The 23,141-nt window shown below is 63.2% G+C and carries 20 protein-coding genes; 13 read left to right on the forward strand and 7 right to left on the reverse strand.

Features of this window, described 5'->3' with window-relative positions; genetic code table 11:
• Nucleotides 1–83: 83 nt before the first annotated feature.
• From ACSQ3L_RS09190 to ACSQ3L_RS09200, 3 genes are all read right to left on the reverse strand, one after another.
• Nucleotides 84–791, reverse strand: coding sequence for a DUF4760 domain-containing protein (locus ACSQ3L_RS09190; RefSeq protein ID WP_436159646.1), 708 nt, complete (start codon nt 789–791; stop codon nt 84–86).
• Entirely contained in the window at nt 788–1,180 is a 393-nt protein-coding gene (locus tag ACSQ3L_RS09195; RefSeq protein WP_436159647.1) for a hypothetical protein, read from the reverse strand. Before ACSQ3L_RS09195 ends, ACSQ3L_RS09190 begins: the two co-directional genes overlap by 4 nt.
• A gap of 97 nt (nt 1,181–1,277) precedes the next feature.
• Nucleotides 1,278–3,482 (reverse strand): caspase family protein, encoded by a 2,205-nt coding sequence (locus ACSQ3L_RS09200; protein WP_436159648.1) that lies wholly within the window; start codon nt 3,480–3,482, stop codon nt 1,278–1,280.
• A gap of 246 nt (nt 3,483–3,728) precedes the next feature.
• Between ACSQ3L_RS09200 and ACSQ3L_RS09205 the strand changes: the two genes are divergently transcribed.
• Nucleotides 3,729–4,133, forward strand: coding sequence for a transcriptional repressor (locus ACSQ3L_RS09205; RefSeq protein ID WP_436159649.1), 405 nt, complete (start codon nt 3,729–3,731; stop codon nt 4,131–4,133).
• A gap of 152 nt (nt 4,134–4,285) precedes the next feature.
• On the opposite strand, the gene polA is transcribed toward ACSQ3L_RS09205, so the two are convergent.
• On the reverse strand, nt 4,286–7,237 hold the full coding sequence (polA, locus tag ACSQ3L_RS09210) for a DNA polymerase I (RefSeq protein WP_436163404.1): 2,952 nt from the start codon (nt 7,235–7,237) through the stop codon (nt 4,286–4,288).
• 421 nt (nt 7,238–7,658) lie between these two features.
• On the opposite strand from polA, the gene ACSQ3L_RS09215 reads away from it, so the two are divergent.
• The 7 genes from ACSQ3L_RS09215 to ACSQ3L_RS09245 all read left to right on the forward strand — a co-directional run bounded on the left by ACSQ3L_RS09215 (nt 7,659) and on the right by ACSQ3L_RS09245 (nt 14,095).
• On the forward strand, nt 7,659–9,044 hold the full coding sequence (locus ACSQ3L_RS09215) for a M20/M25/M40 family metallo-hydrolase (protein ID WP_436159650.1): 1,386 nt from the start codon (nt 7,659–7,661) through the stop codon (nt 9,042–9,044).
• A 144-nt stretch (nt 9,045–9,188) separates the two neighbouring features.
• Entirely contained in the window at nt 9,189–9,809 is a 621-nt protein-coding gene (locus ACSQ3L_RS09220) for a ribonuclease D (protein WP_436159651.1), read from the forward strand.
• 99 nt (nt 9,810–9,908) lie between these two features.
• On the forward strand, nt 9,909–10,109 hold the full coding sequence (locus tag ACSQ3L_RS09225) for a hypothetical protein (RefSeq protein WP_436159652.1): 201 nt from the start codon (nt 9,909–9,911) through the stop codon (nt 10,107–10,109).
• Nucleotides 10,110–10,324: 215 nt separating this feature from the next.
• Nucleotides 10,325–10,579 (forward strand): GlsB/YeaQ/YmgE family stress response membrane protein, encoded by a 255-nt coding sequence (locus ACSQ3L_RS09230; protein WP_056594910.1) that lies wholly within the window; start codon nt 10,325–10,327, stop codon nt 10,577–10,579.
• Between the two features lie 26 nt (nt 10,580–10,605).
• Nucleotides 10,606–10,752 (forward strand): hypothetical protein, encoded by a 147-nt coding sequence (locus ACSQ3L_RS09235; RefSeq protein WP_436159653.1) that lies wholly within the window; start codon nt 10,606–10,608, stop codon nt 10,750–10,752.
• A 175-nt stretch (nt 10,753–10,927) separates the two neighbouring features.
• A complete protein-coding gene (locus ACSQ3L_RS09240; protein ID WP_436159654.1) occupies nt 10,928–13,198 on the forward strand; it encodes a PBP1A family penicillin-binding protein in 2,271 nt (756 codons plus the stop codon).
• 144 nt (nt 13,199–13,342) lie between these two features.
• Entirely contained in the window at nt 13,343–14,095 is a 753-nt protein-coding gene (locus tag ACSQ3L_RS09245) for an SDR family NAD(P)-dependent oxidoreductase (protein WP_023812510.1), read from the forward strand.
• 13 nt (nt 14,096–14,108) lie between these two features.
• Here ACSQ3L_RS09245 and ACSQ3L_RS09250 read toward each other — a convergent pair whose 3' ends face one another.
• Nucleotides 14,109–15,029 carry a zinc-binding dehydrogenase gene (locus tag ACSQ3L_RS09250; RefSeq protein ID WP_436159655.1) on the reverse strand — a complete coding sequence of 307 codons (921 nt, stop codon included), beginning with the start codon at nt 15,027–15,029 and terminating at the stop codon, nt 14,109–14,111.
• Nucleotides 15,030–15,145: 116 nt separating this feature from the next.
• On the opposite strand from ACSQ3L_RS09250, the gene ACSQ3L_RS09255 reads away from it, so the two are divergent.
• Nucleotides 15,146–15,946 carry an AraC family transcriptional regulator gene (locus ACSQ3L_RS09255; protein ID WP_436159656.1) on the forward strand — a complete coding sequence of 267 codons (801 nt, stop codon included), beginning with the start codon at nt 15,146–15,148 and terminating at the stop codon, nt 15,944–15,946.
• Between the two features lie 98 nt (nt 15,947–16,044).
• On the opposite strand, the gene ACSQ3L_RS09260 is transcribed toward ACSQ3L_RS09255, so the two are convergent.
• Both ACSQ3L_RS09260 and ACSQ3L_RS09265 read right to left on the reverse strand, forming a co-directional pair.
• Nucleotides 16,045–17,829, reverse strand: coding sequence for a cation:proton antiporter domain-containing protein (locus tag ACSQ3L_RS09260; protein WP_436159657.1), 1,785 nt, complete (start codon nt 17,827–17,829; stop codon nt 16,045–16,047).
• Nucleotides 17,830–18,047: 218 nt separating this feature from the next.
• Nucleotides 18,048–18,497 (reverse strand): baeRF12 domain-containing protein, encoded by a 450-nt coding sequence (locus tag ACSQ3L_RS09265; protein ID WP_436159658.1) that lies wholly within the window; start codon nt 18,495–18,497, stop codon nt 18,048–18,050.
• 409 nt (nt 18,498–18,906) lie between these two features.
• On the opposite strand from ACSQ3L_RS09265, the gene cysG reads away from it, so the two are divergent.
• The 4 genes from cysG to ACSQ3L_RS09285 are packed head-to-tail and all read left to right on the forward strand — an operon-like array spanning nt 18,907 to nt 23,101.
• Entirely contained in the window at nt 18,907–20,358 is a 1,452-nt protein-coding gene (gene cysG, locus ACSQ3L_RS09270; protein ID WP_436159659.1) for a siroheme synthase CysG, read from the forward strand.
• A complete protein-coding gene (locus tag ACSQ3L_RS09275) occupies nt 20,355–20,648 on the forward strand; it encodes a DUF2849 domain-containing protein (protein WP_436159660.1) in 294 nt (97 codons plus the stop codon). The genes cysG and ACSQ3L_RS09275 overlap by 4 nt, the downstream gene beginning before the upstream one ends.
• Before the next feature lie 43 nt (nt 20,649–20,691).
• Nucleotides 20,692–22,362 (forward strand): nitrite/sulfite reductase, encoded by a 1,671-nt coding sequence (locus ACSQ3L_RS09280; protein ID WP_436159661.1) that lies wholly within the window; start codon nt 20,692–20,694, stop codon nt 22,360–22,362.
• Entirely contained in the window at nt 22,337–23,101 is a 765-nt protein-coding gene (locus tag ACSQ3L_RS09285; protein ID WP_436159662.1) for a phosphoadenylyl-sulfate reductase, read from the forward strand. Before ACSQ3L_RS09280 ends, ACSQ3L_RS09285 begins: the two co-directional genes overlap by 26 nt.
• Nucleotides 23,102–23,141 lie beyond the last annotated feature (40 nt).

Below are 23,141 nucleotides of genomic sequence, written 5' to 3' on the forward strand. Positions count from 1 at the left end.
GATGCTTCCAGTGCTGCTTGTCTTGCATCGGGCCGCCACCCAGCGGCAGGCGCGCATGAGGCGGAGACCGGATTTCCGCATCGCTATTTGGCTTCGGGTGCAAGCGGGCCGTTGCGCACGTAGCTCTCGATTGCCGAAGCGAAAGTCGGTGAACCCGCCTTGCGCTGCTTGTCTATATAGCCGGCAAAATAGCTCCAGAACGAGACGGCATAGTCGCGGAAATAAGCGTCGGTCACGTTGCGCGAACACAGGTCACCGTCGACGCAGAAGGACAGGCGGTTGAGGAAATAGACGATGCGGTCGAAATTCTCGCTGAAATCGGCGAGCGGCATGTCGCCACCACTGGCAGTCATCGCCTCAATGCCGATCCGCTGCCGGAACACCTGCTCCTCCGTGGGCGAGGGGTTGGCGCTCAGCAGATTGTCATATTTGGCGTTGAGGGCCGTCAGCCGATCCTTCAGGGCGCGCTGCGCCTGCTGGTAGTCCTTGTTCTCCCAGAGCTCGACAAGCGACATGGTCTGCTCGACACGCTTCTGCTCCTGGTTGGCCAGGAATTGGTAGACCGAGAACATCAAGGTGAAGATGATGGCGAGACGCACTGCCAGGCCTGACCAGGCATAGACCAGCATGCGCCAGTCGCGGTCGGTGAAGGGATTGCTCTCCTTCTTGATCTCGTGGCTGCTCGGCCACGGAAAGCCTTCGGTGGTTTCCGGCAGCGCCGGTTGGGCGGCCGGCGCCTTTGCGGGGGCGGCGGCTGCCGTTTGCCTGGTGTTGCCCGCCGGCTTCTTCATTCGCAGCTGTCCAGTTCGATGGTGGCGGAGGGATCCAGCACGATACCCGGCGCCTCCAGTTTCTTTTTCAGGCATTCCAGTTGCAAGCGCGAAATCATGAACTGGACGTCGGGCTCCGCCGCCCCCTTGTTCGGTGACGGCAAGGCTTCGACGACGCCGCGCGTGGCGCAGTTGCTGAGATCGACGACAACGGCGCCGCTGCCGCTTTTGGCGAACTGGTCGTATTGATCGAGAAAACACGTCGCCAGTTCCGAGTTGGTGACGATCTGCTTGGCGCACAGGCCGCAGGCCTCGTCCGCCGAAGCATTGGCGATCAGCAACAGGCCGCAGGCAAAGCCGGCCACCGTTCCACGCCAGGAAAACAAAGAGTTCTTCACAATCGATCCCATCAGTTCAACCAGCCGTCATGCTGCGGCCTGAAATGTTCTCATATCGCGCCGATCGCGCAAGAGCCGGAGCACGGAGCCATACGGCGCCGGCATCCGCTCAGGCGCGGGGCACCGTTTCCATCGGAAAGATCATCACCGCGCCTTTGGACCCGCTCTTGTCGGCAAGCCGCATCACCGAGCGGGTCGCCGGCGCCATGCCGAGATCGGTCAGCATGTCGGAGAAGCTGGCGGCGCCCATTCCGCGTGTCGCCGAGGCGACACCGTCCTGCGCCAGGAAGCTCAGATCCTGCTTCTCGCTCTCCGGCGGTGCCTCGGTCAAAACCGCAATCATCCGTTCCATGCCGAAGCTGGTGTCGGTGAAGGCCAGCAGCCCCTCCTCGAGCGTCGCTTGTGGGGCGAGACGCTCGGCAACGATGTGGGTGATCGAGTAGTCGCTGCCGACATAGAGCGCGTTGATGTCGATCAGCAGATCCGAACTGTTCTTTGCCAGCACATGCACTTCGTCGCCCGGCGAGACGCGCGGCACAACCGAAGCCTGCAAGGGTTCGAGGCCGTCCTTGTCGCGGCGTTTGACCTGGAATTGGACGTCGACGTCCTCGGGCTTGTAATCGGAGGCCGCCGCCAGCCTCGAAAGTCCCGTGGCCCGGAAGATCGTGCGCAAATTCCTGGTCGTTGCCTCCACCAGCTTCTGGCGGTCATCCGTGTGGATGATGATCAGCGGCGGTTTGCCGCCGTCCTTCAGGGGCACGTCGCCCGAGGCCGGCAGGAACCACAGCGCCGGCTTGTCGGTCGCATCCCTGGCGGCTCCGGGAACAGCATTCTCGCGCATCACCGCAAAGCGGAGCTCGGCACTTTTGCCGGGCTCGACCAGCTCGATGTTGAAGCCGGTCTCCTTGGCTGTGGCCAGTTCCTCGAGGACCGAATTGACCAGAGCGGTTTCCGTCTCAAGTCCCTTGGTGGCAGCCGGGCGCGCGACGACCAGCTTGTAGTCGACGGCGATCTCCGCCACCCGCGCATAGGCATTGGCGGGGATATCGGCCAGCTTGAGCGCAGGCTTCTTGTCGAACTCGACCGGCTTGACGCGGCTTTCCAGGTTCTTGGCCGACTGCACTTCCAGAAATCCGACCGCGTCGGAAAGCGGCGACAGCGCCGAAGGCAGGATGGCGAGCTTGCTGCCCAGAGTGAGGCGATGCAGCAGCCCAGCGCCGATCGTCGCTTCCCCGTCCTTGATGACGACAGGCCACTGCATGACGGCGGCGGTCTTGTCGGTGCTGAACACCCGCGCATCGAGTTCGCCTTCGAACAGCGGCGTCGGCCGGGTGCGGCTGTCGGCTGAATATTGCTGCAGCACGGCCTGGCCGAGCTGGCGGTAGGTGACGTTGGGATTTTCGGCCAGTTTCGACAGGATGGTGAAAGTGAACAGGCCGAACCGCGGCGCATCCGCGGTGCCCTTCGGCAGCGGCATTTCCGGTGTCGTCTCCACCGTCTGCGCGGCATAGAAGGCGACCAGCTTGCCCTTGGCGATCGGTTCGCCGCCGGTCGGGGTTAGGCTGAAGGCCGGCTTGCGCGTGCCATTGTCGTCGATGCCGCGCGAGCCGGCGGCCGAAATGACCTCGTCATAGGCCTTGATCGCGGCGGCCCGCTCGGCCTCGCTGCCGCCGACCAGGTTAGCGAACTCGACCTTGCGTTCCATCTCGTCGTCGACCTCGACGGCGCGTGTCGCGGTGCCGGAATGGCAGCAGTCGAACACCACCCAGACGAAGGCGCCCTTGTCGCGGATGGCGTCGAGGGCCGCGCCGATCTCGTTGTCGACCAGCGCATTCGGCACGCCGGCATCGCGGTTGATCCATTTGTCGATATCGACGGGCAGGAAGATCTCGTCGAGCCCGTCGGTCTCGTCGCCCTTGACCATCTGCGGCTGCTGGGCGCCATGCCCGGACAGATGCAGATAGACGAAATCGTCGCGCTGCACCTTGGCGGCAAGGTCGGCCAGTGCGGTCTTGATCGCCGCGTGGGTCGGCAGCCCACTGGCGCCGGGGACATCCTTGGCGAGCAGCGTGACGTTCTCCGGCGCGAACCGCACCGGGTCGGGCACGCTCTTCAGCAGGTATTCGTGGACGAGGCCGGCATCGTTCTTCGGCCCGATCAGCCAGTTCCTCCGCGGCAGGTTGGGATATTCGGTGCAGGCGACCAGCAGCGCATGGTAGGTGCGCGATGCGGCCATGGTCCGGAACGAAACCATGCCGGCCATCGTCAGCGCGGACGTGCCGACCAGCAGCGTCCGCCGCGTCAATTTGATCATGATTGCTTCCCCAAGCCCGATCGAATTTGCAAGCGCGGCAATTCTTGCCGAAGATTTTGTCAGTATTTTGAATGTTACATCGGAGAGCAAGCTGCCCGTTGCCCCGCTCCGGCCGGTGTTCTCGGCAGCCTTCCGGGCAGAGATGCTGGAAACAGTAGCAAAAATGCCTGTTCGTCGCTATCTGGGTGGGACAGGGATCGTTTGCGTCCGGATGCGCAAGCGCGCAAGACGAGTTGGATCAGGACCATGGCGGCAAGGGATGTGCTGACGAAGAACCAACTATGCGTGCTCGAGAAACTCGAGGCCGCCAGCGGGCCGCTCAGCGCCTATACCTTGCTCGACCAGCTGCGCGAGCGCGGCTTTCGCGCGCCGCTGCAGGTCTATCGCGCGCTCGACACGCTGGTGAAGTCCGGTTTCGTGCATCGGCTCGAAAGTATCAACTCCTTCGTCGCCTGCGTCGAGCCGCACGACCACAGCCACTCGATGACGGCCTTCGCCATCTGCGACACTTGCGGGCAAGTGACCGAAATGTCCGACCACGATGTCGGCCATCGGCTGGACGAATGGGTGCGCTCCACCGGCTTCGCCGCCAAGAAGGCGGTAATCGAGTTTCGCGGGACGTGTGCCAAGTGTCTGGCGGAAGCGGCTTAAGGTGCGTTGATATTCAGGTGATGCCGGCCTGCAAATGGCGGCTTCCTGCGCTTCCGGTGCTCACGTACCCAAACGTACGCTCCGCTCCGGTTCTCGGAACCCACCATTTTCGGCTCGGCCTGACCTGAATCTCAACACACCTTGCGTTGGCGCTAGTGCGCCTCGTCCCAGTTGTTGGCGGCCCGCGCGTCGACATGCAGCGGCACCGACATCGATACCGCCGGCATGGCCGCGTTTTCCATGACGTGACGCACGACGGGGATCGTTGCCTCGACTTCCGCCTCGATGGTCTCGAAGATCAGTTCGTCATGCACCTGCAACAGCATGCGTGCGGAAAGGCCTGCTTTCTCCAGCGCCTCCTCCATGCGGATCATGGCGCGGCGGATGATGTCTGCGGCGGTGCCTTGCAGGCGGGCGTTGATCGAGGCGCGCTCGTTGAACGCGCGGACCGAGGGGTTGGACGATCTTATATCCGGGTAATGGATGCGGCGGCCGAAGATCGTTTCGACAAAGCCGTGCTCGCGGGCATAGGCTTTGGTCTCTTCGATGTAATCGCGGATGCCAGGGAAGCGCTCGAAATATTTCTTGATGTAGTTGCCGGCTTCCTCGCGCGGGATCGACAGCTGGTTGGCGAGGCCGAAGGCAGAAATGCCGTAGATAATGCCGAAATTGATCGCCTTGGCGCGGCGGCGGACTTCCGAAGGCATGCCTTCGACCGGCACGTTGAACATTTCCGACGCGGTGATGGCGTGGATATCGGCGCCGTCGGCGAAAGCCTGCCGCAGTTGCGGGATTTCGGCGACATGGGCGAGCACCCGCAGCTCGATCTGGCTGTAGTCGGCCGAGACCAGCCGATGGCTCTTGTCGGTGATGAAGGCGGTCCGGATCTTGCGGCCTTCGGCGGTGCGCACCGGGATGTTCTGCAGGTTCGGATCGGAGGATGACAAGCGTCCCGTTGTCGTCGCGGCCAGCGCGTAGGAGGTGTGAACGCGTTTGGTGTCTGGGTGGATGAAACCAGGCAGCGCATCGGTGTAGGTCGATTTCAGCTTGGTCAGTTGCCGCCAGTCGACGATCTTGCGCGGCAGCTCGTGGCCTTCGGCGGCGAGGTCTTCGAGAAGCTGCGCCGAGGTCGACCATTGGCCGGTCTTGGTCTTGGAACCGCCGGGCAGGCCCATGCGCCCGAACAGGATGTCGCCAAGCTGTTTTGGCGAGCCGATATTGATGCGCTCGCCGACGAGCTGGTAGATTTCTTCTTCGAGGCGAGCGGCGCCCTGCGCCAGTTCGCCGGACAGTCGCGACAGGATCTGCCGGTCGACCGAGATGCCGCGCTGTTCCATGCGCGCCAGCACCGGCACCAGCGGCCGTTCCAGCCGCTCATAGACCGACACCAGGCCCTTGGCGGCAAGCCGCGGTTTCAGTACCAGCCAAAGCCGCAGCGTCACGTCGGCGTCTTCGGCGGCATGAGCGGTCGCTTTGTCGAGGCCGACCTGATCGAAGCCGACGGAGCTTTTGCCGGTGCCGATCACATCCTTGAGTTGGAGAGGGGTGTGACCAAGCCATTTGTCGGCAAGCGCATCCATGCCGTGACCATGAGGCGTGCCGGCATCGAGCACGTAGGAGATCAGCATCGTGTCGTCGAACGGTGCGACATCGACGCCGTAGCGACTCATGATGACAAGGTCGTATTTCAGGTTCTGCGCGATCTTGAGAACCGACTTGTCTTCGAGCAGTGGTTTCAGCACCGCCAGCGCCTCGCGCAGAGGAATCTGGTTTTCAAGCGCGCCGCCGCCGAGCAGGTCGCCATTGCCGCTTTTGTGGGCAAAGGGAATGTAGGCGGCGCGGCCGGGCGCCGTGGCGATTGCCATGCCGATCAATTCGGCCTGCATCGGATCGGCGGACGTCGCCCTGACGTCGAAGGCGGCTATGCCAGCCTCTCGCGCCTCGGCTACCCAGGCTTCCAGGGTCGAGATATCGCGAATGCAGTGATAGGCCGAAATATCGATCTTGACGGTGGCCGCGCGCTCGAGCCGCAATGCTGCGAGCAGGGAAGGGGTATCGCCTTGTTTTGACGTCTCCGCTGTCCCGCCCCCTTCGCCAGATTCAGTACCGGGTGCGGTTCCAGCAACCTGTGGCACTCCGGCTCCGACATCGGGGCCGTGGGCGTGATCGGCACGTTCGACGGTGACCGCGACAGCCTGGACGTCACCGGCCTCGGTGCCGGTCGCTTCCGCCACGCGGCGGGTCAGCGAGGTGAATTCCATGGTCTTGAGGAAGCCGATCAGCTTCGGCCCGTCCGGCGCGTGCAGGACGAAATCCTCTAGACCCTCGGTCACCGGCACGTCGTTCATCAGCGTCACCAACTGGCGCGAAATGCGCGCCTTGTCGGCGTTGGCGATGATCGATTCGCGCCTTTTGTCCTGCTTGATCTCGCCTGCGCGGGCAAGCAGCCCGTCAAGATCGCCGAACTGTTCGAGCAGTTGCGCCGCGGTCTTCGGTCCGATGCCGGGCACACCAGGCACATTGTCGACCGAGTCGCCGGTCAGCGCCTGCAGGTCGACCATCTTCTCCGGCGGCACACCCCATTTCTCGATGACCTCCGGAATGCCGATCTGGCGGTCCTTCATCGGGTCGTACATGCCGACCGTGGCGCCAACCAGCTGCATCAGGTCCTTGTCGGAGGAGATGATGGTGGTGTCGCCGCCGGCTTCGCAGGCGAGCCTCGCATAGGTGGCGATCAGATCGTCGGCCTCGTAGCCTTCGATCTCGATACAAGGCAGGTTGAACGCCCTGGTCGCCTGGCGGATCAGGCCGAATTGCGGGATCAAGTCTTCCGGCGGCGCCGAGCGGTTGGCCTTGTATTCAGGATAAAGGTCGTTGCGGAAGGTTTTCGACGAATAATCGAAAATGACGGCGAAATGCGTCGGCACAATGCCTACATCGGTGTTGCGGGCGTCGAGCATCAGCTTCCACAGCATGTTGCAGAAGCCGGAAACGGCGCCGACCGGCAGGCCGTCGGATTTACGGGTCAGCGGCGGCAGCGCATGATAGGCACGGAAGATGTAGCCGGAGCCGTCGACAAGGAAAAGATGATCGCCTTTTTTCATGTCGGCAGGGATAGCGCGGCGCGGCGGCTTGGTCCATGCCAAAGGCACCGGCCACCCACCGGTTCCGGCAACACCCTGACAGAACGGCTGCCGGCCGCCCGCTCACGCTCATGTTACAAAAGTGTAATCTTCGTGCCCTTGAATCGCCACGTTCAAAGACACAAATACAGGTCATCGGCAGTTTTCGCCGAGTCCGGAGCAAGGCCCGTCCCCCGCCTATCCCGGACACCTGCGGCAGCCTATCCCCCCTCTCCGGGCTGCCGCATCGTTTCGAGTAGAAGGCCGCCGTGGTTCCCCCTCCACCACGGCGGTCTTTTTTTACCTCGGGCAGACGTTTGCAGCTCGTGGTCCAACGATCGCGGGCTTTTCGTTTTCCTGTCATGCCTTTACGGTCCCGGTTCTGAATCGAAAGGCTTCACACATGTCCGCAGTTTCCCCCGTCCTCGACCGCCTCGACAAGAATCTCGACCAGAGCCTCGAACGCCTGTTCGGCCTGCTTAGGATCAAGTCGATCTCCACCGATCCCGCCTATGCCGCAGACTGCCGCAAGGCGGCGGAATGGCTGGTGGCCGAACTCAAGCTGATCGGCTTCGAAGCCAGCGTGCGCGACACGCCCGGGCATCCGATGGTGGTTGCGCATCATGATGGGCCGGCGGGTTCGCCGCATGTGCTGTTCTATGGCCATTACGACGTGCAGCCGGTCGACCCGATCGAATTGTGGGAAAGCGACCCATTCGCCCCTGCGGTCAAGGAGGTTGGACCGGGCCACAAGGTGATCGTCGGCCGCGGTTCGGCCGACGACAAGGGCCAGTTGATGACCTTCGTCGAGGCATGCCGCGCCTGGAAGCAGGTGCACGGCAATCTGCCGTGTCGCATCACCATCCTGTTCGAGGGCGAGGAGGAATCAGGCTCGCCCTCGCTGAAGCCGTTCCTCGAGGCCAATGCCGACGAACTCAAGGCCGATTTCGCGCTGGTCTGCGATACCGGCATGTGGGACCGCGACACGCCGTCGATCTGCGTCGGGCTGCGCGGGCTGGTCGGCGAGGAGATCACGGTCAAGGCCGCTGACCGCGACCTGCATTCCGGCCTTTATGGCGGCGCTGCCGCCAATCCGATCCGCATCCTGACGAGGGTTTTGGCCGATATTCACGACAAGGATGGCCACATCACCATTCCCGGCTTCTATGAAGGCGTCGAGGAAACACCGTCGCAGATCCTGAAATCATGGGAGACGCTTGGCGAGACGGCCGAAACGTTCCTCGGACCAGTCGGCCTGTCGATCCCGTCGGGCGAAAAGGGCCGCTCGGTGCTGGAACTCACCTGGGCGCGGCCGACGGCCGAGTTCAACGGCATCATCGGCGGCTACACCGGCAAGGGTTTCAAGACGGTGATCGCGGCGGAAGCCTCGGCGAAGGTGTCTTTCCGCCTCGTCCACAAACAGGATCCCAAGAAAATCCGCGCTGCATTCCAGAAATTCGTCCAGGAACGGATTCCGGCCGACTGCTCGGTCGAATTTCACCCGCATGGCGGCTCGCCGGCAATCCAGCTTTCCTATGACTCGCCGTTCCTGGCCAAGGCCAAGAACGCACTGTCCGACGAATGGCCGAAGCCGGCAGTGACAACAGGCAGCGGCGGCTCTATTCCCGTGGTCGGCGACTTCCAGACCTATCTCGGCATGGAATCGCTGCTGGTCGGGTTCGGCCTCGACGACGACCGCATCCACTCGCCCAACGAGAAATATGAGCTCAGCTCCTTCCACAAGGGCCAGCGCTCCTGGGCGCGGATTCTGGAGGCGCTGACCCGCTGAGCGTCAGGAAAAATCACGGCAATAGCGTGAAATCCAACTTTCTGTTGATTTTTCAGCGGATCGCGGCGAGGACGGGCCAGAAGACAAAGCGCTACAGCGTCCCTTGCGGATCAAGGGACGCGCAGGGCTCGACCGGAGAAGACAATGGCCGACATCCGTTTCCACAAGCATGATCTGCCTGACCTCTCGCACTACAATGTCGGGGCGGTGGCCATCGATACCGAGACGCTGGGTCTGAACCCGCATCGCGACCGGCTGTGCGTGGTGCAGATTTCGCCTGGCGATGGTTCCGCCGATGTCATCCAGATCGCGCCCGGCCAGGAGAAGGCGCCGAACCTCGTCAGCCTGCTGAGAAACCGCGGCATAACCAAGCTGTTCCATTACGGGCGTTTCGATCTCGCCGTTCTCTACAATGCGTTCGGGGTGATGCCGGAGCCGGTGTTCTGCACCAAGATCGCTTCGCGGCTGACCAGAACCTATACCGACCGTCATGGGCTGAAGGACATCTGCCTCGAGCTTCTCGGCGTCGGGTTGTCCAAGGCGCAGCAATCGTCGGACTGGGCGGCCGAGACGCTGTCGCCCGAACAGCTCGAATATGCCGCATCCGATGTGCTCTATCTGCATAGACTGCGCGATGTGCTGGCCGGGCGACTGGCGCGAGACGGCCGGACAAAGGAGGCCGATGCCTGTTTCCGCTTCCTGCCGACGCGTGCCAAGCTTGACCTGATGGGCTGGGACGAAGAGGATATCTTCGCCCATAGCTGACGGCGTCGCGGCGATCCGCCGTCGGTGGCCGGCTGGAACCAGATGCAGGCCGCGGCGTTCTGTCGGCTCAGTTTGTCGGTGCAATTGGGGGATGATGACATGACGGACAGAAAGCCGATAGCGACCGCGCCGACCGACGGCTCCAAGGTTTCCGTCACCTGGAAGGACGGCGACGGCGTCATCAACGAATCCATCGCGCAATATCGCGACGACGGCTGGTGGGTGTACACCGACAGTCACACGCAAAAGAAGGTCGAGCCGACCAGTTGGCGACCTGCCGCAAGCGACGATGACGATTAGAGCAGTTCACCGTTTCACGGAAACGGCGAGCTACTCTAACTCTTTGTTTTGACGCAATTCTGGACGGAAAACCGCTCTACACTTTTCCTAGAATTGCTCCAGTGAGCAGGCCGCTGGCGAGGCCGGCTGCTTTCGAATAGCCTGAAGCCGTTGATATCGAGGCCGATTCGGAGCTTTCCGTTCCGCCGTCGCCCTCTTGCTCGGAGGAAATCTCTATGGGTGTCGAAAGCCTGCTTGTCTTCATCATCATCGGTGCCATCGCCGGCTGGCTCGCCGGTCTCATCGTTTCCGGCTTCGGCTTCGGGCTGATCGGCAACATCATCGTCGGCATCGTCGGCGCATTCATCGCCGGCTGGCTGTTCCCGCGGATCGGCTTTTCCATCGGCGGCGGCATTCTCGCCTCGATCATCCATGCCACCATCGGCGCCATCATCCTGCTGGTGCTGGTCAAGGTCCTGAAACGAGCCTGAGGCTCGACACTGCAAAAGAGCGCGCCATGAAACAGAACACGCTCTATCTCGTCATTGGCGCGCTCGTCGTCGTGGTCATTGCGCTCGGCACCTATGTTTATCGCGAGCAGACCAAACCGAAGGGCGTCGAACTCAAGATCGACGACAAGGGCATTTCGATCCAGCAGAACTGACGGCATCGATCGGCGTCGCCGTGGCATGCGCGCGGCGCTGACGCGCCGTTCGAGCCGATCCGCAAGCAATTGAATCCACATTGTTTCGATTTTTCCCGACTTAACCCGCCTTTAAACCGCCGCATCTACTCTTCAACCCGAACGCCATAGGCATCGGGGATATCAAGCACAGCGCATGGCGAACCGCAGAGACAGCCGCATCGAACCCAGTTTCGAGGGGCCGCCGCAGGCGCGATCCTCGGCGGGTCTTTCGGTGAACGAGGAGGATCGCGTCGTGCCGAGCAATCGCAAAGCCTCCGCCAAACGCAAGCCGGCCAAAGGGAAATCGACGCGGGCCAAACGCGGCAGAAGCCGGCGCGGCCTGTTCGGCGTGCTTGGGCGGCTGTTTTACTGGTGCTTCGTGCTTGCCATCTGGGGTGGCATCGCGGTGGCCGGCATCGTCGTCTATTACGGCGCCAAGATGCCGGCGGCGACGACATGGTCGATTCCCGATCGCGCCCCCAACATCAAGATCGTCTCGGCCGATGGCCAATTGCTCGCCAATCGCGGCATGAGCGGCGGCGAGGCGGTCGGCCTGCACGAAATGTCGCCCTATATCCCGGAGGCCGTCATCGCCATCGAGGACCGCCGCTTCTACTCGCATTTCGGCATCGACCCGATCGGGCTTTCCCGCGCCATGGTGACCAATGTGCTTGGCGGACATTTCTCGCAGGGTGGTTCGACGCTGACCCAGCAATTGGCGAAGAACCTGTTCCTGACGCCGGACCGCACGCTGGAGCGCAAGGTGCAGGAGGTACTGCTTGCGCTGTGGCTCGAGCACAAGCACACCAAGGACCAGATCCTCGAAATGTACCTCAACCGGGTCTATTTCGGTTCCGGCGCCTATGGCGTCGAAGCGGCTTCGCGCCGCTATTTCGGCAAGAGCGCGCGCGACGTCACTTTGTCGGAAGCCGCCCTGCTTGCCGGCTTGCTGAAAGCGCCGTCGCGGCTGTCGCCGGCACGCGATCCGAAGGCTGCCGAGGAACGCTCGCAATTGGTGCTTGCCGCCATGCGCGATGAAGGCAAGATCAGCGCCAAGGAGCAGACCTCGGCGATGAGCGCGCCGGCAACGCGCGCGCCGTCCTACTGGACCGGCTCGGAGAATTACGTCGCCGACACCATTATGGAAGAATTGCCCGACCTGATCGGTGATGTGCGCGGCGACATCGTCATCGACAGCACCGTCGACCTGAACCTGCAGAAACTCGCCGAACAGTCGATCCGCAGGCTGATCGACGACAGCGGCAAGAAGCTCAACGTCACCCAGGGCGCGCTGGTGTCGATCGACGATTCCGGTGCGGTGCGCGCCATGGTCGGCGGCTACGACTATTCGACCAGCCAGTTTGACCGCGCCTCGGAAGCACGCCGCCAGCCGGGCTCGGCATTCAAGCCGTTCGTCTACATGGCCGCGCTTGAGGCCGGCCGCACGCCTGACAGCGTGCGCAACGATGCGCCGATCAAGATCGGCAACTGGACGCCCGACAATTACCATGGCAAATTTTTCGGCAAGGTGACCCTTGCCACCGCACTGGCCAAATCGTTGAATTCTGTCGCCGCCCAATTGACCATGGAGGTCGGGCCGAACGCGGTTGTCGAGGCGGCGCACCGCATGGGCATCCAGTCCGACCTGCAGTCCAACACCTCGATCGCGCTCGGCACTTCGGAAGTGACGCCGCTGGAACTGACCTCGGCCTATGTCCCCTTTGCCAATGGCGGCTACAAGCCTGACATCCATTTCATCCGCCGCGTGACGACGACCGAGGGCAAGGTGCTCTACGATAGCGGTGGCGGCAACGCGCCGCGCGTGGTCAAGCCTGAGATCGTCGGCATGATGAACTCGATGATGACGGGTACGGTCGAGATCGGCACTGCGCGGAAAGCGGCTTTCGCCTGGCCGTCCGCCGGCAAGACCGGCACCAGCCAGAATTCGCGCGACGCCTGGTTTGTCGGTTACACCGCCAATCTCACCACCGGTGTCTGGTTCGGCAATGACGACGGCAGCCCGATGAAGAAGGTCACCGGCGGCGCGCTGCCGGCGCAGGCCTGGCACGAGTTCATGGTGGCCGCGCATGAGGGCGTGCCGGTGCGGCCGCTGCCCGGCACCTGGAAATCGACGCCAGCCGACACCATCGTGCCCGACGAGATACCTTCGGCAAACAACACGGCGCCGGCGCCGGTTCCATCCGCGTCTGTTGGTCAGCAGGCGGCGCGGCCAGCCGCGCCTGTCGCCCAGGCACCAACTCCGGTCCGCGCGGCCCGTCCCGCCCAGACTGTCGATGCCGATGGCCTTTCCATGCCGGAGGACGATGGCGCCACCGCGTCGATCAAACACCCGGTCCCGCCAGGCGACGTCGGCGGTCCGCGCAAGAAGCGGCAGACCTCGATCCTCGATCTCCTTGGCGGCTAAAGCGCGTCGCGCGCTTTAGCTCTTTGTTTCTATGCATGTCGTTGCCTCAAAACCGGGGCCACTTTTGAGCGACATACATTAGCGGCAACTCGCCTCTCGCCACCTCGGCGTCGTTCGGCTACATCTCCGGCTGGAGATACCGAAATGACTGAGCTCGACACCAGAAAAACCATCGTTCTGACCGGCGCCAGCCGCGGCATAGGCCACGCCACGGTCAAGCGTTTTTCGCGCGAGGGCTGGCGCGTCATCACCTGCTCGCGCCAAGCCTTTGCCGAGGATTGCCCGTGGCCGGCCGGACCGGAAGATCACATCAAGGTCGATCTGGCCGATCAGGAGGATGTCGGCATTGCCGTTTCGGAAATCCGCCACCGGTTGGAGGCGCATGGCGGCCAGTTGCATGCGCTGGTCAACAATGCCGGCATTTCGCCGAAGCTCAAGGACGGCAACAGCCGCATGGATTCGATCGACACGCCGATGCATGTCTGGCGCGACGTGTTCCAGGTCAATTTCTTCGCACCGATCATGCTGGCGCGCGGCCTGTTCAAGGAATTGGCGGCGGCCAAGGGTTCGATCGTCAACGTCACCTCGATCGCCGGCACCCGCGTGCATCCCTTCGCCGGCACCGCCTATGCGACATCGAAGGCCGCACTCGGCTCGCTGACGCGCGAGATGGCGCATGATTTCGGCCCGCACGGCATCCGCGTCAACGCCATTGCGCCGGGCGAGATCGACACCGCGATCCTGTCGCCGGGCACGGACAAGATCGTCGAGACCATCCCGTTGAGACGGCTCGGCACCACGGCCGAGGTCGCCGACATCATCTTCTTCCTGTGCTCGCAGCAGGCGTCCTACGTGACGGGCTCGGAAATCCACATCAATGGCGGCCAGCACGTGTGACAAAACAGGGTGATCATCCGGTTATGGTGAGAACGGCCTTGCCGCTGAAGCTGCGCTGTCGCAGTGCGTCCAGGGCTTGGGCGATGTCTGTCCATGGCACCGTCAAGGCCACGCGGGTTTCGAGCCGGCCCGCGGCGGCCAGAGCGAGCAGCGAGGCAAGGTCCTCGCCAATGCCTGGGCCAGACGTGTAGTACGCGAACGTCTGAAGCCTCGCCCCTTCGTGACCGGGAACGAACTGGCGGAAGCCAACGGGCGTGAGTTCGCCGCTGCTCGAACCGAACATGACGATGGTTCCGCCAGGTGCGACACGTTCGATCGCGTGTCCGAGGCTTTTGCCGCCAACCGACTCGGTGATCAGCGAAAACGGTCCCTCGGCCAGCTCGATCGCTTCGACAACCTGCTCGGCTCCAAGGTCGCGGAGATCCGCGGCATGCCGGGCGGCGGCGATCGCCGTCACCGACGCGCCCTGCTCGCGGGCGAGCTGGATCTGGAAGCGGCCGACCGCACCGCTTGCGCCGGTGATCAGGACCTGCTGGCCGGCGAGGTTGCCGCCATGACGCAAAGTCCTCAGCGCCGTCGTGCCGGCAACTGGAAGCGTGGCGGCGGAGGTGAAGCTGACCTCATCGGGGATGACCGCGAGACGGTCGGTTGAAACGGCGACACGTTCGGCCCAGCCGGCTTGGTCGACCAAAGCCGCAACCCTTGTGCCCATGGCTGGCCCCGAGCCATCGGCTGCTGTCCGTTCGACGGCCCCAACGATGTCCTGGCCGGGTATCCAGCCGTCCGGACGTATGCTGAGCAGGCGCAGTTCGCCGCGGTTCAACGAGGTTGCGTGGACCGAAACAAGCGCCTCGTTCGAGGCCGCTTGAGGCTCGGCAAGCTCCGCGATGCTCAATCCGGTTGCGCTATCAGAAGAGATGACCAGGGCGTGCATTACTCATACCTCGCTGCCGTGCGTGCACGCACGGCTCATTCGCGAGCGGACCCTATCGATTTTTGCCGTTGAATAATTTAGACATCAATGCATCTGATCGCTAAAAGCAGTCAATCATGAGGCAACCCCTCCACTACCCTTGGCTCAATTTCGATGTGGATGACCTCTCCGCGCCTGCGATTGCCGTGCGCGTTGAGGTCCCCGAGACCAGAGCGGAAGTGCCCGCTCATTGGCACCGCAAAGGCCAACTCGTCTTCGCGCTTGGAGGCGGAGTCACATGTCGCGTCCCAAGCGGCCTGTGGATGGTGCCGCCTCATTGCGGAGTGTGGATTCCAAGCGGCATGGAGCACAGCAATGTCGCGACCGCCAATGCCCGTATTTTTTTCGTGTATATCGAGCCGGGAGCCGCCGATCTGCCGGACAGATGCTGCACGCTTTCGATCTCGCCGTTGCTGCGCGAATTGATCATCGAGCTGTCCGATAGTGTGCAGGACGATCAGGCGAGGGATGAGCTCTTGACCAGGACCCTGCTTGCCGAGCTGCCGCGTATGCCTGTCCGGCAGCTGCATCTGCCGATTTCACCAGAGCCGCGCTTGAGGCGGATCGCCGAAGCGTTGGCGCAAGACCCCGCCGACCGCAGCACACTGGCAGAATGGGCCAATCGCGTTGCGCTCAGCGAGAGCAGTCTCGCCCGCCTCGTGGTGAAGGAGACAGGGTTGAGCTTCGGGCGTTGGCGTCAGCAATTGCACTTGATCGTCGCAATACGGGAGCTGGCCTCCGGTGCGACCGTGCAGCAGGTTTCAGGCGATCTCGGCTACGATTCCGTCACTGCTTTCATCACCATGTTCAAGAAGGCGCTCGGGAAGCCCCCGGCAAAATACCTGAGCGGTGTCGTACAACAGGGCGGCGCGGCCTAATGCATGTTGCCCAAAAGTGACCTCGGTTTTGGGAGAACGACATGCATAAAAACAAGGACCTAAAGCGCGTCGCATGAATCCGTTTCAGCGCGACGCGCTTAGGCAACGGACGGTTCAGCCGCTTCCGGTTTGTGGCCAAGCACCTCTTCGACAATGCCGCGCGCGATTTCGCGCTCGCCCATGATCACTGTGTCGGCGCCGAGCCCCTTGAGATGCTCGACCTCGGCGTCGGAATGGGCGCGGGCGATAACATTGATGCCGGGATTGGCGGCGCGTGCCCTAAGCACGATCTGCCCTGCCTCGAAGGCATTGGGAATGGCCAGGATCAGCCGCATGGCCCCTTCGGGATTGGCGGCTGCGAACACTTCCGCGTTGGCCGCATTGCCGGAGACGGTCTCGATGCCATCGGCCTTCAGCCTGGCCAGTGTCTTGTCGGCATCCTCGACAACGAGGAAGGGCAGGGAGGCCTGCTTCAGTGCCGCACCAACAAGGCTGCCGACGCGGCCATAGCCGATCAGGATGGCGTGGTTGCCGAGGGTTGTCCTGGGCGGCGGCCCGTCGGCCTCTTTCGGCGCTGCCGCAACAGAGGCCACCTGACCCGGTTCCGTCGCCGGACCAACCGGCTTTGTCTCGGCGGGCGGTGCTGTCCTGGCGGCGCGGGCCTCCAGCCACGGCTTCATCCAGTCGATGGTCAGGAACATCAGCGGGTTGAGAACGATCGACAGGATGGCGCCGGCCAGGATCAGGTCACGGCCCTGTTCGGGTAACAGCTTCAGCCCGACCCCGAGCTCGGCCAGGATGAAGGAAAATTCGCCGATCTGGGCAAGGCTTGCCGAGATCATCAGGGCCGTGGCCAAGGGATAGCCGAAGGCAACGACGATGACGAACGCCGCCAACGACTTGCCGATGACGATGATGGCCAGCGTCGCCAGGATTGGCCAGCCATTGCTGATCAGGCTGAATGGATCGAACAGCATACCGACCGAGACGAAGAACAGCACGGAAAAGGCATCGCGCAACGGCAGCGATTCTTCCGCTGCGCGATGGCTGAGCTCGGATTCGCTCATGATCATGCCGGCAAAGAAAGCCCCCAGCGCCAGCGAGACACCGAACAGTTTTGCCGCGCCGAAGGCGACGCCGAGCGCTATTGCGAGCACCGCCAGCCGGAACAGTTCGCGCGAGCCGGTGTGGGCGACATAATGCAGGATCCAGGGAATGACCCGGCGGCCGACCACCAGCATGACGACGACGAAAGCAGCGACCTTGGCCAGCGTTATGCCGACGACGCCCCAGATGCCGTAGCTGGCCGGCAGAGACAGCAAACCGCTCGCATGGGCGTCTGCCTGCTCCTGGCCGCCCAGCACGCCGGCGAGCGCCGGCAGCAGCACCAGCGCCAGCACCATGGCCAGGTCCTCGACGATCAGCCAGCCGACGGCGATGCGGCCGCGCTCGGTCTCGATCAGGCGGCGTTCCTGCAAGGCGCGCAGCAGCACCACGGTCGAGGCGACCGATAGTGCAAGGCCGAACACCAGGCCCGCGCCCATCGGCCAGCCGAGCATCCAGGCAAGGCCGGCGCCGAGCGCGGTGGCAAAGCCGATCTGGACGATGGCGCCGGGCACGGCGATGGCGCGCACAGATAGCAAATCCTTCAGCGAGAAGTGCAGGCCGACGCCGAACATCAGCAGGATGACGCCGATTTCGGCCAGTTCGTTGGCAAGGCCGGCATCGGCGACGAAGCCGGGCGTGTTCGGCCCGACCAGCACGCCGGCAACGAGATAACCGACCAGTGGCGGAATGCGGAAGCGGTTGGCGAGAGCCCCGAAGACGAAAGCCAGCCCCAGACCGGCGACGATGGTGGCGATAAGGGGCGTGTCATGCGGCATTGTCTATGGAGCGCCTTTCAGAACCAGCGATGTTGGATGAGCGCCGCCCAAAGCCGCCGCCTGTTTGCAATATGGTGGATGGGATGTCGGCGATGCAACCCGCAAAGCCACGAAATCGACGGTACGCCTAAAAACTTGACCGGCAGCCGAAGCCGCCGGTCGGATCTGAATTCGCGTGATGACGTTCCGTTTCAACGCGCGCGATCGATCGACAACGATCAGGCTTCCTGCAGCAACGCCTCGATCTCGAATATGGCATGGTTGGTCAGTGTTTTGGGAATTTCGGCGATCACCTTGTCCTCGACTTCCTTGTGAAGTTTCTTGCGCATGGTTCCGAGCACCACAGGCGGTGCGACGAGCACGATCTCCTTGAACTCGCCTCTATGCGCGAGCTTGTAGAGCCGGGCGGCAATCTCATCGGCGAAACGCTCCTTGCCGATGCGGTGCCAGTCCGTATCCTCGACCGCGCTGCGGTGCACGGAGGGACCATCATTATACCGGCCCGGGCTATCACTGCCTTGCTCGCGGGTCGGCGGGTTGTCCTGCTCAATTTCCTGCACGACTTCGAGATTCGGATATTTGGTGTCGCCGGCATTCCTGAGGAAAAGCGCCTTTTCGCCATCCGCCACCATGATCCAGATGCCATGCTTCAGGTTGATTGTGTTCATGATGACAGGCTCCTTTTTGGGCCGCGCCGGCCTCTTGTGGCGTGCCGCGGCCGTGACGTGATAGGGCTTTTGGAGGAACGCGCCCCGAACTGGTAATGTTCCAACCGGGACCCTCGCGGACGTTGGACATTTGGTTGCCCAATGCCTGCGACTTTAATCTACTAAATTGGTAGAATTTGGAAAAAACTGTTTTGCAACATTTCTCGCCGGGCGCTAAAAGAGCCGTAAATCAAGGCCTGCGACAGCAGCTTGAATCCGCTCCATCCGCCAAGGAGGAATATTTTTCTCATGGCCGGGATGCTTTCAGAAAAGCGATTGCATCCCGATGAGGGATGCGCGAGTGCGTTCCTTCTGGTTTCTCGCGCCTGCGCGTAAAACTGCAAGCCCGTTCAGGATTCCGCTCGCGTCCATGTCGCACACTGCTCCGAAACTCAATGCCTTCCCCGTCTTCATGCGGGTCGACGGGCAGACCGTGGCCATCGTCGGCGGCGGCGAAGAGGCGCTGGCCAAGGCGCGGCTGATCGGACAGTCGAGCGCGGTCCTACGCATCATCGCGGAACACGCCGAACCCGACCTGCTTGCCTTCATCGCCCAGACCGGCGCTAGCCATTTTGACGCCGCCTACGACGCGTCGCAGCTCGAAGGCGCGGTCATGGTGTTTGCCGCCAGCGGCGACGAGGAACTCGACCGCCGGGTGGCCGCGGATGCGCGCCGCTTCAGCATTCCGGTCAATGCCGTCGACCGGCCTGAGCTATGCGATTTCTTCACCCCGGCGCTGGTCAACCGCGCGCCGGTCGCCATAGCCATCGGTACCGAGGGCGCCGGCCCGGTGCTTGCCCAGATGCTGCGCGGCCGCATCGACCGTATGCTGTCGCCGTCGCTCGGGCCGCTGGCAACGCTTGCCGCTTCGTTTCGCGGAGCTGCCGAGAAGCTGCTGCCGAGAGGCAATGCGCGCCGCCGCTTCTGGAGCGATTTTTTCCAGGGCGCCCCGGCGCGGGCTGTCGAAGCTGGTGAGCTTTCTCAGGCGCATGACGCCGCCGTCGATCTTCTGCTGTCGAACGCGCCGGCTTTCGGCCACATCGCGCTGGTTGGCGCCGGTCCAGGCGCCGAGGATCTTTTGACGTTGCGCGCGCACCGCTTGCTGATGGAAGCCGATGTCATCGTCCATGACGCGCTGGTGCCGGAGGCGATCGTTGCCATGGGCCGCCGCGATGCCGAGCGCTTGCCGGTCGGAAAACGCAAGGGTTGCCACACCAAGAGCCAGACTGAGATCAATGCGCTGCTGGTCGAGCTTGGCCGTGAAGGCAAGCGCGTCGTGCGGCTGAAGTCGGGCGATCCGCTGGTGTTCGGCCGGGCCGGCGAAGAGATGGCGGCACTGCGCGATGCCGGCATCGCCTATGAGGTGGTTCCGGGCGTCACCGCGGCGTTCGCCGCCGCCGCCGACTTAGAACTGCCGCTGACCTTGCGCGGTGTCTCCTCGTCGATGGTGTTCACCACCGGCCACGACCTCAAGGGCAATTCGCTGCCCGACTGGGCCAAGCTTGCCATTTCCGGCGCCACCGTCGCGGTCTATATGGGCCGCTCGGTGGCGGCCGAGGTTGCCGGCCGGCTGATCGAGGCCGGTCTGTCGCCGGACACGGCGGTGGCCGTGGTCGAGAATGCCAGCCTTGCCAACCGCCGCCGCTTCCACGGCACGCTCGCCGACCTGCCGTCACTGGAAGCGCGCGCCGATCTTTCCGGTCCGGTGATGACCATCATCGGCGACGCGGTAGCCGGCGCCAATTTTGAACGGTCCGAACCGCTCGCGGCACACAGGCATGAAGGCGCGCCCGTCGCTGCCACTGAGGGAGTTCAGCCATGAAGATACTGACCGCCAACCGCCTGACCGACGGCATCGCCGTCTGGTACGCCGATGGCGGCTGGGCCGAGACGGTGGACCATGCCGACCTCGCCCATGACAAGGCAGCCGAGGACAGGCTCGAGGCGATCGGGGCCAAGGCCTATGCCGTCAATGAAGTGGTCGACGTCAATTTGATCGATGCTGAAGTCGTCAATGGCGTCGTCGAGCCGGTGCGGCTGCGCGAGAAGATCCGCGCTGCCGGCCCGACCATCCGCAACGATCTCGGCAAACAGGCCGCCAAGGCAGCATAAGCAAGACACCAGGCATGGGCGGACGCGCCCCGAAAGACGAAGCATGTACCGTTACGATGAGTTCGACCACGATTTTGTCCAGGCCCGCGTCGCCGAGTTCAGCGACCAGGTCCAGCGCCGGCTGTCCGGCGAGATCACCGAGGACCAGTTCCGGCCGCTCAGGTTGATGAACGGCGTTTATCTTCAGTTGCACGCCTATATGCTGCGCATTGCGGTGCCCTATGGCACGCTGAACGGCAAGCAGTTGCGCATGCTGGGCCACATCGCCCGCAAATACGACAAGGGCTACGGCCATTTCACCACGCGCCAGAACATCCAGTTCAACTGGCCGGCGCTGTCGGACATTCCGGCGATCCTGGCCGATCTGGCAAGCGTCGAGATGCATGCCATCCAGACCAGCGGCAATTGCATCCGCAACGTCACCGCCGACCATTTCGCCGGCGCCGCCGCCGACGAGGTCGCCGATCCGCGGCCCTATGCGGAAATCCTGCGCCAGTGGTCGTCGGTGCATCCGGAATTCTCGTTCCTGCCGCGCAAGTTCAAGATCGCGGTGACCGGGGCCGAGCGCGACCGCGCCGCCATCCAGACCCACGATATCGGCCTGCACCTGAAGAAGAACGCCGCCGGCGAACTCGGCTTCGCCGTCTATATCGGCGGTGGTCAGGGCCGCACGCCAATGGTTGCCCGGAAGATCCGCGACTTCCTGCCGGAAGCCGACCTTCTGTCCTACTGCACGGCGATCCTGCGCGTTTACAATCTCTATGGCCGCCGCGACAACAAGTACAAGGCGCGCATCAAGATCCTGGTGCACGAGACCGGCGTCGAGGAAATCACGCGCCAGGTCGAGGCCGAATGGCAGGAGTTGAAGGACGCCGAACTGAAGCTGCCGGAAGCCGACATCCGCGCCATCGAGGCTTATTTCGCGCCGCCGGCGCTCACCGAGCGGCCGGAAGGCGACCATGCGGTCAAGCTGGCGCGCTTGGATTCCAAGGGCTTCTCGGAGTGGCTCGACCAGAATGTCGTGACGCACCGCCATCCCGACTACGCGGCGGTGACGATCTCGCTCAAGGGCATCGGCGAGGTGCCGGGCGATGCCTCGGACAGCCAGATGGAAGCGATCGCCGACATCGCCGAGACATATGCCTTTGACGAGTTGCGTGTCAGCCATGAGCAGAACCTCATCCTGCCGCATGTGGCGCGCGCCGACCTCAAGACGGTCTACGATGCGCTGGTTGGCATCGGCCTGGCGACGGCAAACTCCAATTTGATATCGGACATCATCGCTTGCCCGGGCCTTGACTACTGCGCGCTGGCCACGGCGCGCTCGATCCCGATCGCGCAGGAAATCTCGCGCCGCTTCGCTTCGCTGGAGCGACAGCGCGAGATCGGCGAACTGAAGCTGAAGATCTCCGGCTGCATCAACGCCTGCGGCCATCACCATGTCGGCCATATCGGCATCCTCGGCGTCGAGAAGAAGGGCTCCGAGCTCTATCAGGTGACGCTGGGCGGCTCGGCCGACGAGAACACATCGGTCGGCGAGATCATCGGCCGCGGCTTCTCGTCGGAAGAGATCACCGACGCCATCGAGCAGATCGTCGAGACCTATCTCGGCCTCCGGCTCGACCCACAAGAGAAATTCATCGACGCCTACCGCCGAGTCGGTCCCGCGCCGTTCAAGGAGGCGCTCTATGCTGGCGAAGCCAAGGCCGCTTGACCGTATTGGAGACGTCGATGACGGCATCGCCGCCAAGGCGGCGGGTCTCGATGCGCTTTACGGTCATCTGAATCCGATCGAGATCATCCAACGTTCGGCCCGCGAACTGTTTCACGACGAGATCGCGGCGGTGTCGTCGTTCGGCGCGGATTCGGCCGTGCTGCTGCACATGATCGCCAAGATCGACCGGACGCTGCCGGTCATCTTCCTCGACACCGGCAAGCATTTCGAGGAGACACTCGGCTATCGCGACGCGCTGGTCGCCGATTTCGGGCTGACCAATATAAGGGTGATCAAGCCCGAAGAAGCGGCGCTCGAACGGATCGATCCGACAGGCAATCTGCATCAGAGCGATACCGATGCCTGCTGCGACGTGCGCAAGGTCGAGCCATTGGCGCGCGGTGTCGCGCCATTTCGTGCCTGGCTCACCGGTCGCAAGCGTTTTCAGGCCGCGACGCGGGCAGCGCTGCCGGTGTTCGAGGCGGTCGGTCCGCGCATCCGCGTCAATCCGCTGGCGCACTGGACCACATCGGACCAGGCCGACTATATGCGTGCGCATGCGCTACGTGAAAATCCGCTGGTCGCCTATGGCTATCTGTCGATCGGCTGCTTCCCGTGCACGCAGCCGGTTGAGCCGGGCGAGGATGCGCGCAGCGGCCGCTGGGCCGGTCACGCCAAGACCGAGTGCGGCATTCACCTGTCGGGGCTGGAGAAGTCGCTGACCGACGCATCACTATAGGGTATGCTGATATTCAGCTGGCCTGCGAACGGCGACCTTC

The organism is Mesorhizobium sp. LjRoot246, assembly GCF_964254115.1.
Taxonomy (GTDB): domain Bacteria; phylum Pseudomonadota; class Alphaproteobacteria; order Rhizobiales; family Rhizobiaceae; genus Mesorhizobium.